This is a genomic window from Candidatus Bipolaricaulota bacterium (genome assembly GCA_035528115.1).
Classification (GTDB): domain Bacteria; phylum Patescibacteriota; class Patescibacteriia; order UBA11705; family DATKZF01; genus DATKZF01.
The window spans coordinates 252,297-270,168 of sequence record DATKZF010000003.1; the positions used below are offsets into that span (position 1 = coordinate 252,297).

Here is a 17,872-nt window from a genome sequence, read left to right on the forward strand (position 1 = left end):
CGGCCACCAGCCAAACTCTTTTGATGAGGATTTACTTTTTCGCGAATTTCGGAGAAACAAAGATTAAATACAACGCGGCCAAACCGACCAGAACATAGACGAGTCTCGCGATCGTGCTTCCCGCTCCGCCAAAAATCCAGGCCACGAGATCGAACTTAAAAATGCCCACCAAACCCCAATTCAGACCGCCGATAATCGCAAAAACCATGGCGACCCAATCGAGCGTGCTTAATTTTTTCATACGATTTTGCCCATTAATATTTTAAGCCTATATATAGTATAGCACAAAACAGGCTTTATTCAATTTGACATTGTTCGATTCAGAAAATAAAATGGAAACGACTCAAACCAGGAAGGTGTGCCATGGAATTCTCCTGTAAAGACTGCCGAAATGAGGACGACTCCCGTCAAATACGCGCCCGCGCAATGAAAGGAGTTTTACCTGCGGAGGAAAGAGACGCCATCAACAATCATGTGGGAAAATGCACCTCGCCGGCCTGCGTCAGGCTCAAGAAATCGCTCGAGCTCATTGCCACCGCCATCATCAGACCCGGAGAGGCCTCCCCATGAAGACCGCTTTGTCCTCGAACATCGCGGCCTTTTTAATTTCTCGAATATTTACCCATCAGTTCAGCTTGAGCGAGGATATGTCCTTTCATGGCCGAGTCAAGTTTAGAAATATCCGCTCCCCCGTCCAAGGTCAATTCAATGTCCAGAGCGAACAATTTGAAAAAATAACGATGCTCGCCCGACCCGGGGCACGGTCCGCCATAGCCGACCCGGCCGAAGCTGGTGACGCCTTCCACTCCGGGATCGGAATTTTCTTCGATTTTTAAAATTTTAGAATCAATGTTCCAGACAGTCCAATGCGTCCACGTTACTCTCGGAGAATCAGGATCATCGCAAATTAAGACCAAACTTTTCGCGTTTTCCGGAACGTCCGAAATCATCAGCGGCGGATTGATATTTTCTCCGTCGCAAGTGTATTTGACCGGAATGGCTCGGCCGGAAGTAAATTCCGGAGATTGAATTTTCATATTTTTGATGAATTATTCATTATTTTTTAATAATTTTCACACTGAGCACTTGACAAATCACTAAAATATTAGTAAGTTTTAATGACCTGAAAAAACGCAAACACAGGAGGAACGCGGTGAAAAATATCACATTGACACTGGCGGCAATGGTCGTTCTTTTCCAGAGTCTGCCCGCCCGGGCCGAGGTCAGCTGGCAGGATGGCGCCCGAGTGAGACTGCTCCTACATGGAGGCAAGCAGCTGACGGAAAGTCTCAAAATCAAGGGGACGTTCATCCCCAGCGGCAACCTCGTCGGAGGATTATCGCCGCTGATGTACCTCGGGCTGAACATCAATCTGCCCAAGGGCTGGGCGATCGCGCCCACCGCTGGCTACTCGTTCGCGGCCGACGAAAATTCCCCGATCATCGCCGTGCAGATCAGCTTCGAAAACGACCTGGTGATGTCCTGGTCGGACGTCGAGTACTCGATGCTACCGCATCATTGTTTGTACTGGTTCAGTCAGCTCGAGGGCAAGGCCACGGACTGGCTGATGCTGGGCATCGAGGGCGAAGGTTGGGGCAGAATCGACAACATCAACTACCGCTCGGACGGTGGCGGGCTGAACATCTTGTTCGTCTTCAAAATGTTCGAGATTGACCTGGCCGTGCACGCTCGCACGCTGGCCGGAACTTCGGACACGGGCTTCGAGCTGGTGACGCGTGTCCACGCGTTCCTGTTCTGACGGACACGACCGCTACAATTCAAAGGAGGTTTCCATGCCCAGCGCATCGCGCCGGGCTTTTTTTATTTTTCTATAATCAAACTTTTTCCAATTTTACACATGGTTGTTTAACTTTTCGCACTCTGAAAAATATTATTACAAATAGGCCGATCGCAAAAGAAAAAACAAACGGATATTCGATATTTTCGCTGATCAACCAAGCGCCGATAAATAATAGAGGGATATCGAATACGCTCTTGATGAAATTCGACAAGGATAGGGTTGTCGCTCTGTTAAACGCGCAACATTTTTTATTGTAAAATTCCGAATACAGCGGCCAGCGCATCACCTCGAACATATCCATGACAAAAAACGTAATCAACATCACATAGCCGTTTCGTAAAAAAACCAATTCCAAAACCAATAGAGCGGCCGCGGCCACAAATCCAGCATTGATCAAATTTATTCTGCGCGCCAATGACTTGTTTTTTAAAAATGAAGAAACGTATTGATTTAGAAAAAAAACGACCGCGTGAAATATTCCCCAACCGATTCCCAAGGTCAAAACAGATATGCCGATATTAACAAAAAACTCTTGATGAAATCGCCAAATGATAAATGAAGCGATAAAGATCAAAGTTTTGCTTAAAATCGCTTTCATGAATTGCCAATCCGATCTGATCAATTTTACCGCGTCTTTCATCACCCCGGCCTCCATTTTTTCAACATCGACGTGATGGTTGGGCTCGACGAGTCTAAAGGCGAAAATCAAAGATGCGACCGAGGCGACAAATTCCAGCGCTATTAAAATATCAAATTGCCATTCCAATAAATCTTTGGCGACCAGCGCGCCGATCACGGGCATGAATATTTTAAATATTCGCTGACCGGAATAATATTTGCCCAGTTTTTCCAAACTGTTTCCTTCATTTCCCAATTCTTTATTGGTGTCATACAGCAGCGCTTCGTCAGTGCCGGTAAAACAAGCGAATGACAAAGATAAAAGTCCGGCCGCGACGATAAACCACAAAAAATCCGCGGCGAAAAGCATTATTATCCATTGAAAACACGCCAACGCTACGCCCAGTATCATTGTTTTCTTTCTCCCCCAGCGGTCAGCCAAATAACTGGAAGGGACCTCGAACAGTAATCCGACAACTGCCCAAGCGATGGCCAAATAAAAAATTTCGGCCAATGTCAGTCCCCTGTGCAAATAAAACAAAGTCATGACCACGTTCATGACCTTGAAATTCAGGAACGCTTGGAGCCAAAACATTAACTTATAATTTTTCTTCAAATATTTCTTTATCATGAAAAAACGTTATCAACTTTTGCGACTATAGATGATTTTCAAATTTCTCCGCCAAATAATCGAACAACCTTTGATGAAGCGAAAGCAAATACTCGAAATATTTTCTATTTTCTTTTTCCCCGTAAAAATCTCCGGCGCCAAGGTCAACCAAAATCGAACCCATGGTTCTTTCCAATAAAAGCAAATGAATTTTCTTGTCAAAATCCGGATCGAGTTTGACCACCGGAATTTGGCGGTAAACATCCAGCCATTTATTCACGTATTCAATCATTTCTTCGAAAGTATAACCAACGTCTCTGATATGAAGCAGGCACGCCCAGATATTAAACGCCAGATCATACCACTGCGGCCGATATGACCAAAATAAATTCGACAAAATAACATATTGGCCGCTTGGCATTTTATAAACATCGTCAGCGGTCAGGTGGCCGTGAGAAAATACCATGGCAAAATCAGCAAAATGCTTTTTTACAATTTCCAAATACTTTTCCAAATACTTTTCCAAATACGGCTCGTAATCTTCTTTCTTCAATCGGCCGACGGATTCTGAAATCTTTTGCCAATTTTCAGCGCGATCAAGCGAGAATTTTACTACGTCAAGATTCTCCGGCTCGAGCCAAGGCTTGGTTAAGGCGGAAGTTCTGTACTCTTGATAAAATTCCGCAAAATCATTCATTTCCTCGTCGTTGGCAAAAGGCATTTCAAAAATTTTCAACGCGTCAATATATTCGGTGATCAAATAACCGTAGCCTTTTTTTTCATCAAAAAATTCATAAGCGAAAAGCTCGGGCAAGCGGACTTTCTGGCTGCCATTTTGCTCGCTGAACTTTTCCAAAATCTTTGCTTCATCAACTTCCGGTTTTAATCCCTGCAATTTCAAAACCGCGGGCTTGCCTTGGTATTCGCCTTTGTAAATCAAACTGCCGACTTTATTTTTTTGATAAATAACGCCGCGAAAAATTTCTTTTTCAAGCTCAAAACCGGTTTTTGCCAGCACTTCGGCCAAAACTTCTTCTTCCCTGTCAGCGAAATTGGCTTGGCTGAAGTATTTTTCCGTTATTTTATTGGACATAATGTTAACTACATTATAAAAAGCCCGCCATATTATAGCAAGCTTTCAGCTTTCCTCCATGATTTTTCTCCTCCTGGCCAGCATTGCCTCACGAACGGCCGGAACATGCAGACCGATGACATCAAGCGGCGTGGCGAGCAAGGTCTGCTTGAACCATTCGATCACTTTGCCGCTCATGTCATAGGTGATGACCAGCGGCCACTTGCCCAAAATCAGCCGAGCCAGAACGCGGACCTTCATGGCCCGCGCCGCGTCGCAAAAGATGATGATCCGGTCTGGCCGCAACCTCTTTTCCGCCATGACTTTTCGCGCGCCATGGAGATTCTCGGCCGTGGTCCTGGCGGATTCGTCCAAATGGATGGGCTGAAATACTTTTTGCGACCGCAAGTACTCGGCTATCACACTCGCCTCGCTTTTGCCCGGCGCCGACCTTTTGTTCGTGAACCCGCCGCTGCAGATAATCGCGGCCAGCGAATTATACCTGGCGAAGTTCGCCACCATATCCAAGTAGCGTTTCAAATCGTCGCTCAAATGACAGCCATAGCCCATGACAATGGCGATTGACTTCATCGGTCTTCTCCTTTCGACGGTTGACGATACTATATCGTAATGAATAAAAAAATCGCTGTCAAACGACCGGCGATTTTTTTATTATGTGCTACGTGTTACGAATTACAATCGACTACTTAGCTTTCAAGCGATTGTTACGAATTACAAGATCCTTAGGCTTAAAGCTGTAAATGAATGTAATTTGTAACAATGCTCCATGATACGTGACCCATGATACGTGATACGTGTTACACGTCTTCCTTGTCTCTGCCAAACTTCAAGTACAAAATCGGCACCACCATCAAAGTCAACACCATGGAAAAGCTTAAGCCGAAAACGATCGAGTAGCCCAGAGGCCCCCAAGTGGAATCGGACATGGCCAAAGGCAATATGCCGCAGACCGTGGTGATCGTTGTCAGCAAAATGGGACGAACTCTGGTCATGCAAGCGTCGGCAATGGCGTCCGGTTTGGACATGCCCACGGCGATATTTGAAGTGATTTTATCAATTAAGAAAATAGCGTTGTTGACCACGACGCCGGCCAAAGCGACCAAGCCGATCGCGGCCGGGAAACTGAGAGGCATATTCACCAAAAACAATCCGGGCAAAACCCCGATCAAGGCCAAAGGAATAGTGACCAAAATGAAAGCCACTTTTCTGAAAGATTTGAATTGCAAGACCAGCAAAGAGCCGATCATCACCACGCCGATGACAAAAGCGTACAATAAATCGGTGAATGACTCCTGAATATCTTCGGTCTCTCCGCCTTGGCTGACAATATAACCTTCTGGGATTACCAGCGCGGCCTGCTTTTCCGTAATCTTGTCATAAATATCCTGCACGGACGCGCTTTCCTTAACATCTGAAGTAACGGTCATGATCCTGTCTCCGTCCAAATGAGAAATGGACGGCCTGCTGTAGCCTATGCCGCTATCGGTGAAACTGCTGATCGGAATGCCTCCGGACAAAGTGGCGATGTCAATCGACTCGATCGCGTTTATATCAAGAGCCTTGTCACCGGCGCCGTTGGCGTCCAAATCGTATTTAACCACCACATCAATGTCGTCCCCGCCTTCTCGAAGCACCGTGGCGCTCGTGCCGCTGATCGCGTTTCTCAAAGTGGCGGCGATCTGCATGGTGCTGACGCCGTACAGCTGAGCTTTCAAACGATCGATCGTAATAACGAATTCACCCGGAGATTCTTGAACGGAAGAAGAGACGGCTTTGGTGCCGGGAATTTCATTCAACATTTTTTCATATTCCTTCGCCAAAGATTCCAACACCTCAAGCTTTGGTCCGATGATTTTTATTTCCACCGGCGCGCCGGCGGGCGGACCTTCGTCCATCAAGGAAATGGTAATATCGAGTTTGGTAAAAGATTTAAACTTTTCATTATACTCATCGGCTATTTGCGCGCTCGTTTTTTCCCGTTCTTCCTTCAATTTAACGATAATATAAGCTTGATTGGAAGTGTTTGAATCCACAGAGACAAAACTGCCCGCGCTGGACTGCGAACCGATGACCGTCAAAAACGATTTCACGCTATTATCCTCGTACAAAATATTCTCAACTCCCAACGCTTGCCGATCGGTAACGGTCAGCGGCGTGCCCGCCGGCATTTTCATATCAATGTAAATCAACTCATAATCCGAAATGGGGAACATATTGACTTCGAGCAAACCCGTCACGGGCAAAGCGACCGCGCCGACAAAAGCGATCAACACAACAATGATAAACGCGGTTCTTTTCGCTTTGCTTCGCATGTAAGATTCTATTTTATTTTGATACCAACGATAAAACGGGCCGAGCAAACGCTCCCGTAAATTTCCCAAGGTGATTTTTTTCTGAAATTTACTATTTAAAAAATTTATTTCCGGCACGGGCAATTTATTCTTCATCACTCTGGCGGAAATGGTCGTCAAAAATCCCAGCGACACCGCGAATGAACCGATTAAAACCACGGTGATGGTGAAAGGAATGCTTTCAATGAATTTGCCGATGATGCCTCCCACGAACATCATGGGCAAAAAAGCGAAAACCGTGGTCAAGGTGCCCGCGATCAACGGCCACTGAAATTCTTCGATCGTGCGATATACCGCTTCTTTGACCGGCACTCCCCTGTTTCTATATTTATTAATGCCTTCGCTCACCACAATGGAGCAATCCACCAACATGCCCAAACCCAAAATCAAGGAGAACAAAGAAAGAAAATTAATGGTGTAGCCGAACTGATATAAAAAGATAAAAGTGATTAAAAAAGTCATGGGCACGGCCAAACCCGTTAAAATAGCCTCTTGCCAACCCAAAAATATCAAAAGCAAAACTATTATAATAATGATAGTGGAAAGTCCGTTCGCGCTCAATCGACTCAGATCTTCTCTGACATATTGAGCCATGTTTTCCGTGACTTCAAATTCGATTCCTTCGGGCAAAATATCTCCCTTTACTTGATCCAATATTTCCATCACCTGCCGCTCGATGTTCACGATGTTGCCGCCGCTCACTTTATACACGGATAAAGACACGGCCGACTGCGACTGACCGCCGTCCAAACTCAATCTGGACACGCTGGCGGCTTCCACATAACCGTCAACGACTTCGGCCAGGTCATTCACGGTGATTACCGTATCGCCGATACTGGCGATCGGCACGCGACTGATTTCTTCCACCGAAGACAGTCTGCCCGCGAACCTGACCAAATATTTGGTGTCCGACGTTTCGATCGAGCCGGCAGGAATATCGCTATTGGCCGAGGCGATCATGGAAGTTACCGACGACAGCGGCAAGCCATAGCCGTCGAGCTTGACTTTGTCGACAATGACCGAGATTTCCCGGTCTTGGCCGCCGGATATTTTAACTTTGGATACTCCGCTGATGCTTTCCAATTGCCCTTGGACGCTTTTCGCGTATTCCACCAATTGATTTATCGGAAACGGTCCGCTCAAAGAAAATGTCAAAACCGGCGTGTCGCTGAAATTCAATTTGCGGACGGAAGGATCGCTGGCGTCGCTCGGCAATTGCGTTTTAGCCTCGTCAACCGCTTCTTTGAGCGCCGACACTTTTTGATCCACATCCGCGTCAATATCGAATTGAACGAAAATAAATGATAAACCGCTGCTTGATTCCGAAGTGACGATATCCAATTCGTCCAAACTTTTTATTTTATCTTCGATCGGATCCGTCACCAATTCTTCCACATCTTCCGGGCTGGCGCCGGGATATGGCGTCATAACCAATGCGTAAGGCACTTCCACCTCGGGGCTGGATTCTTGGGGTATTTGCAAAATCGATACGGTGCCTAAAATAATCACTCCGGCAATAATAATATAAGTGAATTTATGATTATTCACGAAAAATTTCCAAATTTTTCCGATTTCTTTTTGCTCCATATTAATTCAACTCGACTTTTTGTCCGTCTTTGATTCCTCTGGTGGATTCCAATATTTCCATGCCCGAAAAAAGTCCGTCATTCACCTCAATCATCTCTCCGACGACTTTGCCCAAGGCCACGGGCAAGGATTCCACGACGCCATCTTGGCCGAACAAATAGACATAAGCCTGGTCGGAGGTTATTTTCACGGCGGCCAGCGGCAAAAAGTAAATATTATTGTGAATCAATTCTTCATTGATCCTTATTTGAGCTCGAGCGTATTGCCCGATCTTGACCGGCAGATTATCGCCGACCATGGCGATAATCGTTTCTATCTTTTTGGTTTGAGGATTCACTCTCGGCGAAATTTTGGCCACCGAACCTTCAATGCCGTCTTCGATCCTGGCAGCGGAACCCACGCCGATCATATTTATTTCTTTTTCATTCAAATAAACTTTCAATTGCAACCCTCCGGGATTCACCAAGGAAACAACCATTTGACCGAATGACACCAAATCACCCGTTGTTATTTTGACCTCGGAAATAATTCCGTCAAAAGGCGCTCTGATAAAAGCTTTGTTTTTATTATTTTGAATCAGGCCGACGGACGCTTTCGCTTCTTTGACCGAAGCAAGAAGTCCGGCCAAATCAACGTCTCGTGGACCGGCCACGGTCAAATTATAAGCGGCCTCGGCCTGAGCGAGAGAAGCTTCTTGCACCGCCACGGAAGCATCGGCGGACTTGAGATCATTTTTCGCTTGTTCTTTGGCGTCCGCCAAATCCTTGATCGCTTTCTGATAAGCGATTTGCGCGGCCGTGTCAGCGACCTTGGCGTTATCGACGCCGGCCGCGGCGCCGGACAAAGCCGAAGCGGCGCCCGAGACCGAAGCTCGCGCGGCGCCTATGCCGGCCTTAAAACCGTCGAGCATGGTCGGGGTCAAGTGACCCACGGCCGAAGTGGCGTTAAGCATGGCGGTCATGTCAGCCAAATGATCGGTCATGGTCTCCACAGCCGAGACGGCGTAAGTCGCCACGGAATCAATGTCATCATGATTGCTCGTATAGCTCAAATAGGAAACCATTTCCGCGACTTCCACCTTGGCTTTTTTGGCTTCATTATAACTGTCGATGGCCGCGTACCAGGCGACTTGGCTTTTTTGGCTCAAATCCGCCTCGAACACATCATTGATAATGGTGTTATCAATACCCATGATATTGTCGGAAGCGGTCAGCGCCGAAGCCAAAGTGGAAACCGTCGAATCCAAAACATTAACCAAATTTTTATAAGCGTTATCTATTATCTCGCTGTTATCTTGATCCGCGGCTTTTTGCAAATTATTTTCGGCTATTTTCAAAGCGGTCTCGACGGCCGAGACTCTTTGCTCGGACATCAATTTCGATTGCTCCCGCCCAACTTTCGTTTGCTCCAAAATGGCGGTCGCCTGAGCCACGGCGGCCGCGGCTCGCGCGATTTCTTGATCCGTAGCTCCGGCGACTCTTTGATCAACGCCGCTTTCCAATCTTTCAATGGTCGCGGCGGCCTGAGCCAACTGAGCGTCAATGTCCGCGTGATTCAATTCAACCAAAACATCGCCCGCATGGACTTCCTGTCCGATTGCGGCGTTTACCTTTACCGCTTTCGAAGACAATTCGCTTTTTATATCTATCTGTTCCAAGGATTCGACCACGCCCGTGGCCTCGATTTGCGCGTTCTTTTTCTGAAAATCGTCGACATTGAGCAATGAGACCTTTCTCACCGTCTCTATTTCAATAACTTCTTCAGTATTCAATTCCTGATATATTCGAAAACCGAAAACGCCGATAACGGCCAAAATGATAATATAAATGATGAATTTGGCGAAATATGATTTTTTCTCTGGCATAATTGAAATTATTGTCTTTTAATATTTTAGAAACCTATCAATGAAAAATTATCTTAACATAAATCAAAAATTTGTCAAAAAAACAAAAAAAGCCCCTTAGGATTTTTTTTGTTTATCGCGCTACTTAATTTTTATTTAAAATATGAGCACGGCCGCGGCCACCACCGTGGTCCATAAACCGTCTTTGTGGCCTTCGGCCGACTGCGTGATATTCGAGGTTCTGATTATCTTGCCCGATGATTTATATACTTGCTCCCGCTCATCCCACGCCGCGGAGGAATCAAACTCCAAACCGACTATCGTGGCCAGCATGGTGGCGGCCAAATCCTCGGCATAATCTCCGGCTCGCTCGGCCGTCTCGCCGAAAGAATGATGTTCTGACAAATAACCGTGTTGATTATGATCCTGTGGCAAAGCCAAACCGATGGAAGCGCACATCAAACGATTGGGCTCGCATGCGGCTTGTCTGGCCATGACGACAAAAACTATTTGTCCCGGTTTTAAAAATTTTTTTCCTTCATCTCGAGAAATACGTTTGCAATCGGGAGGAAAAATGGAGCTGACGGTCACCAAATTATATTCCGCTATGCCGGCGTCGCGCAAAGACATTTCAAATGACTGCAAATAATCTTTGTGCCGGCCGACACCCTTGGTTAAAAACATTTTAGTGGGAACGAACATTGAACCGGTTTCATTTTCCATAGGACGCGAAAATATTATTTTTTATTTTAGGATAATTAGAATATAGCAATTTATAAAAAATCTGTAAACAAAAAAATGGGCAAGGACCATGAACGGAAAAATTATTCATTAACCGACTATCTTTTTAACATAGCGCCAATAAGACCAGAAAGCATTTTAGCAATGCCCTCCAAATCATCGTACGCTTTCCCAAACATATCATCATCAAGCAATCTTTCGATCTTCATTATTCTCATGATGGCCACGCATTCATTAACCGACCCTTTGGCCACAACGTAAAAATTTTTCTTGTCGTTTTTGCTGTATTTACCGGCTCCTTCCGCAATATTTAACACAATGCTTATTGAAGCTCTTTTTAGTTGATCTTTAAGATTTTTGTCTATCTTGGGATCGGAAAGAATTTTCAAAACTTTGACATAATAGAATTCCGCTTTCTGATAAACGGGAAATTGCTCAAAATCAAACATACTTTTAAAAATTTGCTTGCCTTAATTCTTCTCCTTAATCTTAATTCTCAATTCTATTATTAAACAACTTAAAGATTAGAATTAAGGATAAGGATGAGATTAAGAATTAAGGTGCGGTGGTCGGGCTGGGGAGACTCGAACTCCCGGCCTCATCGTCCCGAACGATGCGCGCTACCAACTGCGCTACAGCCCGCGAAATAAAAATTGAAAATCAGGGATCCAGCATCAATAAAAGTAAAAAATCTGATGACTGGTCGTCGGCTCATCCGGTTTACCCAGCAGTTTCCCGGAATTAGTATGAAATATACGCTCTGATCCGTCGATGCCCATGAACTTTAGATAGCTTAACATAAAATAAACAGCTGGTCGAGAGTCTAATTCCAAACTGTAAATTTTATCGAAATCATAACTTAAAATCGCCTTATTGCTTAATTCATCAGCAATATCCGCCTGGTCAGCCTGCTTATCGTGAGAAAAATCAATACTGGCTAAAATCAAGGTTTTTTCCGGATCGACTGACCGCACAATGACCTTGGCCAATAATTCTGCTTCCAGCGAAGTTACAGTATCTTTGATAATGATCGGCATTATTTTCGCGTCCGGAAAACTTTTTTTAATAAAAGGCACAAGCCCGGTAATCCCATGCTCATTTTCAAATGGCGCTTCTTCAATTTTTACCTCAGTATTATCTATAATTGCTTTGATCAAATCCTGATCCGGCAAAAGAACGCCATAAGGCGTGTTCCAGGCGGCAGTCGAGGTTATTCTCCGGGCATAGCCGGCATTATAATGGTTAGGTCCGATTAAAATAATCGTTTCATAGTCAAAATCTTCGATGCCCAAAAAAAAAGCGGCGATTTTATCTTTGACAATCAAATGATGCGGAACAATACCGGCGTAAACGCGGCTTGGCGGCCGATTGACTTGACCCGCGGCCTGCTCATATGCCTGGTCGTAAAAATTTCTGTCATTGATAAAAGAATAATGCATCGCGTCATACTCGACAATCGAATCGGCTTCCCGGTTATTGCTTATGAAAATTAAAAGCAATCCTGCCTGTAGAGACACAAGCAGGATTACCGCGACAAGAATTATGTTGAAGACATTTGATTTCATTTATTTGTGCAATGCTCCGCCCCACTCAACCACCGTAAAGCCTCTTCTCTCCGGAGTGACAATCTTTTGCGCTTCGACTTTTACGGGATAATCCAATCCTTCGTAATCCATGAACACTCTGATGACCGTGTCCGGTCTCGGGCTGACAGTCAGCGGAGCCAATTTATCAAATTGAGACTGGGGCACAAAGGTCACGAAATAATAATTTTTATCCTGCATTCGAGGCAGCCAGAATTCAATAAATTCATCCGATTCATTCTCATTCAAACCGAGCAATGCCAGTTTTTCCCACAAAAATTTCTCAACATCGTTTTTAGCCACGACAAATCCTTGATTCGGCCTTTGATAAAACATTCCTTTGCCTTCCCAAAATAGATATGGATAATAAGTTTTATCAGCGTAATTGAATAATTTGCCTTCCGGCGTGGCGTTTACCTGCCAGCCGCCGTTGTAATCCGGTTCGGTGATGGAAAATCCGCCATTGGGATCGACTTTCACTGACACATCCATTTGCTTTTCAGGATAGAGGTAAATCACCGGCTTGCCACATTCAACCGCGGGGATAAACATCAGATTGCGGAATTCAACGAAACCTCCGAACGGATCTTTCCAGAAAATGGCCGGGTGCTCTTTGGTAAAAGTTTCATACGGAGTTTTATCCAGCTGAGTTTTATTGACTTCATCGTAGCCGGGATAATAATCATCATATATCTGCCGTATGTACGACACGCCGTCAGTCAGCAAAGCTCCATCTTTCAATTCATATATATCATATTTCCCTGAAAGCACGCCTGACTTGACCAGATCCTTTTCAGTCGCGCCGGCAGCATAGTGATAGCATCTGCCCACGCCGCAGCCGCCGATTGTGCCTTTGAAAAATTCATATTTATTATAGGCGCCGCTGGACCAGGCAATCGGGAGCTGAGTAGACAGCACGCCAAGCGTTTCTCCTCCAAGTATGTCAAATTCATATTCTCTGACAGTGCCGTCTTTGGCGACCGCGTAATAGCAAATTTCCGTCCCCATTTTGCCCATATCATATTTATAAATAAATTCTCCCCGGGCGAATTCGAAAAGCTTGGTTAAATCTTTTTCCTCGAGATTTTGAAATAGCAGAAACTTCTCTCCGGCCGCTTTGATTAAATTTATAGAGGAGTTAGGGATTCCGATTTTTCCCGGCGTTTCCAGATTGCGAATTGAAATAGTCTCATTCACTGAATAAACAGAAGTATATATTCCATAAATTTCAGCTGAATGCTTGGATAAGACCACATATTGATCGCCGTTTTTGATCACTCGGAGAAAGCCGGTCGGACCCATTTCCTGCATGGGTATTATCAAATACAGCTCTTTATCTTTATATACGCCGCTGGCGATCTTTCCGATTTTGTAATATTCGGAATTATCAATCGAGTCTTTGGCATATTCTTTTCCGTAGGATGATATGATATCCTTGTTTTTTGAAAAACTGGCGATAACCGCATTATAATTGTCTCCAAAAAATCCCGACGCGCCGACATCCTTGAGTTTTGCTATGTCATACCACTGCACGTCCACTTGCTCACTCGTCGTCAATCCGTCAGTGGTGATTTCGTCCGCTGTCGAATTTGCGCTTTGTCCATCAGTCGTTTCAATTTCCGATGTCGCTACTCCCTTCTGCTCGAGAGCGGCCAACTTCTGTGTCTCAGACACGGATTCAAACGCTCCTTTTTTGATCAATAAAAAGTAAACTGTAATGCCGTTGGTAATAATCAGCAAAGACAGTGCGATAATTAGAACGCACAGCAACACTTTGCTGTTTTTTCCGGAAGATTGATCTGATATTTGCATAAATACTCCAATTATTTTTAATTTTGTTAAATTATTTAATATTTAATTTTTAAAAACTCCACCTTCAACTGGCAAAATTCCGGCTAAACGCCAAGTGGGTGACCGCAATCTCGCTCCACGGAGCGAGACGATATGAGTCTCCCTAGAAATAAGTTTGTCCCGAAATTTAACCAGCCTCATGGTGAAGCTGTTATTATTTTAACATTTTTAAGAAATATTGTAAAAATTCGAACGAATATTGATTTTTTGCCTTAATTTCACTATAATTAATAATAAATTTATGAGATTTCAACTCAAATCAAAATTCAGCCGCTCGACCGCGTCCAAACAAAAAACGGAAAGTTTTTCCGTTTTTTTATTGACCCGTTATTTTTCCACTGTCCGATAAATCAACGCCTCGTCAACTCTTTGCCAATCATGCAATTCTTCATCTTTAAACCAAACTTTTATTTCTCTGTCCGCTTCGTCAACCGCGCCCGAAGCGTGAATCAGGTTTTGGATCGGCCGACCGGACTTGTCGGACAAAACATATGAGTCAACGGAATAGTCTCCCCGAATCGTGCCCGGTTCCGCATCCTGCGGACTGGTCGCGCCCACCAATTTTCTGATTTTAGCCACTGCGTTATGACCTTCAACGCAAATCGCCACGATCGGCGACATGGTTAAGTATGAAATCAATTGATTGCGCACGCGCCGGCCGATTTCCATGGCCGTCTCGGTCATTTTATCGCCCCGGCTCTCAGCGGCTTTCAAAGCTTTTTCCCCCACGCTTAGCATCCAAGCTTCATCGTTGGCATAATGCTCCCCGGCCAGATCTTCGGTGGCGCGAACCACTTTCAAGCCGATTATTTTCAAACCGCTGCGTTCGAAACGGCTGATGATTTCTCCGACCAAAGCTCTCTGAACTCCATCCGGCTTGATCAGGACCAATGATTTTTCAGTCATACAAATTAAATTTAATTGATAAAGTTATTGCCATTTTAGCAAATTAATCAATTTTGTAAAGGCTTTCCCCCGCTTTTGCCGCTGAAAATTTCCAAATTGTCGCCATCGGAAAATATCGAAATTTGCTCGTCTTCATCCGTTCTGAAAATATCAATGCCCAGGCGCTCCAGACGACGAACCACGGAAAGATGCGGATGGCCGAAGCTATTGTTTTCGCCGACCGAAATAACGGAGTATTGCGGATTTACCGCGGTCAAAAATTCCTCGGAGGATGAACTCGAACTGCCATGATGGCCTATTTTTATAATATCGGAAGCGACATCAACTTCATAATTCAATATTTTATTCTCCACGGGAATTTCAGCGTCCCCCATGAACAAAAAACTTTTGCGGCCGAAAACCAATCGATTCACGATCGAAGTATCATTCAAATCACCGGCCTCATCAATATCTTTTTTCTCAAAAGGATAAATGAATTTTAAAATCGCGCCATCGCCGAAATCCAGATCTCGGGGCGTATCGACTATTTCCAAAGTAATTTCTTTATCTTTGATAATTTGCAAAAATTCCAGAAATGCCGGGGAATTGGAGATCGCTCCCGTGTAATAAATCTTGCCCACCTCATATCTTTTAACGACTTCAATCAAACCGTTCAAATGATCCGCGTGCGGATGAGTTAAGACAACGGCGTCTATTTTTCGGTCAAAAAACGACAAATTGGCTCCCAACTTATCCAAAACAGAAGTATCCGGACCGCCGTCGATCAATATTTTTTGCGCCGAAGGAGTGATGATCAAGCTGGCGTCGCCTTGGCCGACATCCAAAAAATAAACCGCCAGCCTGCTTTCGGCGGGCAGCGACGCTTGAGAATTGACGCCGAAACCGGTCAATTCTTCTTTGATGATCAAGCCCATCAAAATCAATACCGCGGCCAATAAACTAACCGTTATTTTTTTTAAGTTTTTTCGCATAAAATATTATAAAGACGGAAATTATCGCGTAGCAAAAAAGCATGGACGCCAAACCGAATTTCACATCAACGGACGCCCAGCCGATGGCTGACAAATATTTAACCGCGCTGATGATGTATTGCTCGACCAGCCAAGTCAACCAGCTGACGATTTGCCCCAATTCAACGGATATTATCGAGATGACCAGGCCGATAAAACCGCACAACATGGCCAGCGGGATTACGGATAAAATCAGAATATTGGCCAGAGGAGCGATAAGAGACACCCTGTTGAAATTATACATTATCAGCGGCATGGTGGCCATGATGGCCGCCAGTGTGGTGGAAAAATTTTCTCGCAACGCGAACTTTTGCGGCAGCCAGGAAAAAAACTTTTCCATCGGCTTCGAGATATAAATCAAGCCGATCGTGGCCAAAAAAGAAAGCTGAAAGCCAAGATCGAAAAAAAGTATTTTGGGATTGATCGCGGCCATGACAAACACGGCGAGAATCAAAACATGGCCGGTTTTGGTTTTTCTGCCCAGCTGCGAGGCGGCCATGATCGTCAACCCCATGACCGCGGCTCTGACCACGGCCGCGCTCATTCCGCACAAAAAAACAAAACAGATAACGCCGGCCGCGGAAAAATAAAACGCTTTTTTTCTGCCTATAAAAACGGCTTTCAAAAAATTGGCCAAAGCCGCGGCCACCACCGTGATGTTATAGCCGGAAACGGCAATGATGTGCGTGACGCCGACTCGAGTGAAAGCGTCGGTCAAATCCGACGGAATACCCTTTCGGGCGCCCAAGAGCAACCCGGCCAAAAAAGAAGCGTGAGGCTCCGGCAAAATCAAATTTATTTTGTTCAATAAATACTTTTTCGCTTTAAGCAAATATTTTTCGAAATAATGCCCGTCCACTTTCCCCAATATTTGCATCTTCGGATTATAACAAGTTGAAAAAATCTTTTTGCCCGATAAATATCTGCCGTAATCGAATTCATCGATCAACCCCGGCTTCTTTAACAAGCATTCGATCTTTACTTTTTGTCCGAATTCATAAATCGGGTATGAGTCCACCTTGACCAAAACCAAACCCTCCGTTTTTTTGCCGTTCAATTCGGTCGCGGCCACGGTCAATTTCTGATGATCAGCTCTTTGATCGACCTCTTGCGCGATATAGCCAGAAAACGAGACTTTTTCTTCATTGTAATAATGAATAAAGTTCTCGGTCATCGGCGGATCAAAACGGCCAAACCAATAAAAACCCGAAACAAGTCCGATAATCGCCAACGCTGCGGCCAATCTGTACGAAGAGAACAAGACGCCAAGCATCAAACCCGAAATGACGACAAGCAAAATCAAGTCGGCGCCAAAACTGGCCAAGCAAATTCCTGCGATAAATAAAATCAGCGATAAATAAAATTTTTTGCTCAGTGAAAAATTTTTAAACATAAAACCCCTCCGGTTGGAGGGGTTCCGCTATGTTGAAAATTTTATTGTTGGGCTTTGAAATCCAAAATGGCGGTCACCACTTTGGAATCGTCTTGCAAGTCTTCGATAAACAAAACATGGTCTTTGTTTATTTCCATTCTATCCATCGGTCCGTGCAGTTCATTTCCCAATTTAATCAAACTCAAATCAGGCGTTGTTTCGCTTCCCGCTTGTTGCTCTTGAAGCGGTTCTTTCAATTGCAAATAATAAATGTCTTTCAACAAGACATAACTCGCGTTTTTATTGGTTAATTTTCCGAAATATACCTGACCGTTTGTCAAAAAAACAGCTTGGTAATCCGATTTATTGAAGCCGCGCCGATAAATGAAAAAATATGCGGCCCCGGCGACAATAATCAAAATCATCAAGGCCAAAATCATGGCGAATTTTGAATTTGATCCTTCTTTTTGCGGCATAAATATTTTTTATTTAATTTTCAATTATTA

At 44.6% G+C, this 17,872-nt stretch carries 17 protein-coding genes and 1 tRNA gene; 2 read left to right on the forward strand and 16 right to left on the reverse strand.

Annotation, left to right across the window (positions count from 1 at the left end):
• Positions 1-31: 31 nt before the first annotated feature.
• A complete protein-coding gene (locus VMX18_03240; protein HUT22393.1) occupies positions 32-241 on the reverse strand; it encodes a DUF378 domain-containing protein in 210 nt (69 codons plus the stop codon).
• Positions 242-426: 185 nt separating this feature from the next.
• On the opposite strand from VMX18_03240, the gene VMX18_03245 reads away from it, so the two are divergent.
• Entirely contained in the window at positions 427-570 is a 144-nt protein-coding gene (locus VMX18_03245; GenBank protein ID HUT22394.1) for a hypothetical protein, read from the forward strand.
• Between the two features lie 32 nt (positions 571-602).
• On the opposite strand, the gene VMX18_03250 is transcribed toward VMX18_03245, so the two are convergent.
• A complete protein-coding gene (locus tag VMX18_03250) occupies positions 603-1,037 on the reverse strand; it encodes a YbhB/YbcL family Raf kinase inhibitor-like protein (protein ID HUT22395.1) in 435 nt (144 codons plus the stop codon).
• Positions 1,038-1,153: 116 nt separating this feature from the next.
• Here VMX18_03250 and VMX18_03255 point away from each other — a divergent pair, with 116 nt between their 5' ends.
• Positions 1,154-1,759, forward strand: coding sequence for a hypothetical protein (locus VMX18_03255; protein ID HUT22396.1), 606 nt, complete (start codon positions 1,154-1,156; stop codon positions 1,757-1,759).
• A gap of 76 nt (positions 1,760-1,835) precedes the next feature.
• Here VMX18_03255 and VMX18_03260 read toward each other — a convergent pair whose 3' ends face one another.
• From VMX18_03260 to VMX18_03325, 14 genes are all read right to left on the reverse strand, one after another.
• Positions 1,836-3,035 (reverse strand): MFS transporter, encoded by a 1,200-nt coding sequence (locus tag VMX18_03260; GenBank protein HUT22397.1) that lies wholly within the window; start codon positions 3,033-3,035, stop codon positions 1,836-1,838.
• A 40-nt stretch (positions 3,036-3,075) separates the two neighbouring features.
• Positions 3,076-4,122, reverse strand: coding sequence for a hypothetical protein (locus VMX18_03265; protein HUT22398.1), 1,047 nt, complete (start codon positions 4,120-4,122; stop codon positions 3,076-3,078).
• 45 nt (positions 4,123-4,167) lie between these two features.
• On the reverse strand, positions 4,168-4,692 hold the full coding sequence (locus VMX18_03270) for an ElyC/SanA/YdcF family protein (GenBank protein HUT22399.1): 525 nt from the start codon (positions 4,690-4,692) through the stop codon (positions 4,168-4,170).
• A 227-nt stretch (positions 4,693-4,919) separates the two neighbouring features.
• Positions 4,920-8,060 carry an efflux RND transporter permease subunit gene (locus tag VMX18_03275; protein HUT22400.1) on the reverse strand — a complete coding sequence of 1,047 codons (3,141 nt, stop codon included), beginning with the start codon at positions 8,058-8,060 and terminating at the stop codon, positions 4,920-4,922.
• Between the two features lies 1 nt (position 8,061).
• Positions 8,062-9,924 carry an efflux RND transporter periplasmic adaptor subunit gene (locus VMX18_03280; GenBank protein HUT22401.1) on the reverse strand — a complete coding sequence of 621 codons (1,863 nt, stop codon included), beginning with the start codon at positions 9,922-9,924 and terminating at the stop codon, positions 8,062-8,064.
• A 135-nt stretch (positions 9,925-10,059) separates the two neighbouring features.
• Entirely contained in the window at positions 10,060-10,605 is a 546-nt protein-coding gene (locus VMX18_03285) for an arginine decarboxylase, pyruvoyl-dependent (protein ID HUT22402.1), read from the reverse strand.
• Between the two features lie 137 nt (positions 10,606-10,742).
• On the reverse strand, positions 10,743-11,093 hold the full coding sequence (locus tag VMX18_03290; protein ID HUT22403.1) for a four helix bundle protein: 351 nt from the start codon (positions 11,091-11,093) through the stop codon (positions 10,743-10,745).
• A gap of 117 nt (positions 11,094-11,210) precedes the next feature.
• Positions 11,211-11,286 (reverse strand) — tRNA-Pro (locus VMX18_03295).
• 32 nt (positions 11,287-11,318) lie between these two features.
• The gene (gene amrB, locus VMX18_03300; GenBank protein ID HUT22404.1) at positions 11,319-12,209 is read right to left on the reverse strand and encodes an AmmeMemoRadiSam system protein B; all 891 of its coding nucleotides are present in this window, start codon (positions 12,207-12,209) and stop codon (positions 11,319-11,321) included.
• Entirely contained in the window at positions 12,210-14,039 is a 1,830-nt protein-coding gene (locus VMX18_03305; protein HUT22405.1) for a hypothetical protein, read from the reverse strand.
• Between the two features lie 366 nt (positions 14,040-14,405).
• Positions 14,406-14,984, reverse strand: coding sequence for a nucleoside-diphosphate kinase (locus VMX18_03310; GenBank protein HUT22406.1), 579 nt, complete (start codon positions 14,982-14,984; stop codon positions 14,406-14,408).
• A 47-nt stretch (positions 14,985-15,031) separates the two neighbouring features.
• Positions 15,032-15,955 (reverse strand): MBL fold metallo-hydrolase, encoded by a 924-nt coding sequence (locus VMX18_03315; protein HUT22407.1) that lies wholly within the window; start codon positions 15,953-15,955, stop codon positions 15,032-15,034.
• Positions 15,924-17,387 (reverse strand): ComEC/Rec2 family competence protein, encoded by a 1,464-nt coding sequence (locus VMX18_03320; GenBank protein ID HUT22408.1) that lies wholly within the window; start codon positions 17,385-17,387, stop codon positions 15,924-15,926. Before VMX18_03320 ends, VMX18_03315 begins: the two co-directional genes overlap by 32 nt.
• 41 nt (positions 17,388-17,428) lie before the next feature.
• Positions 17,429-17,842, reverse strand: a complete 414-nt coding sequence (locus VMX18_03325) for a hypothetical protein (protein ID HUT22409.1) — start codon at positions 17,840-17,842, stop codon at positions 17,429-17,431.
• Positions 17,843-17,872: the final 30 nt, after the last annotated feature.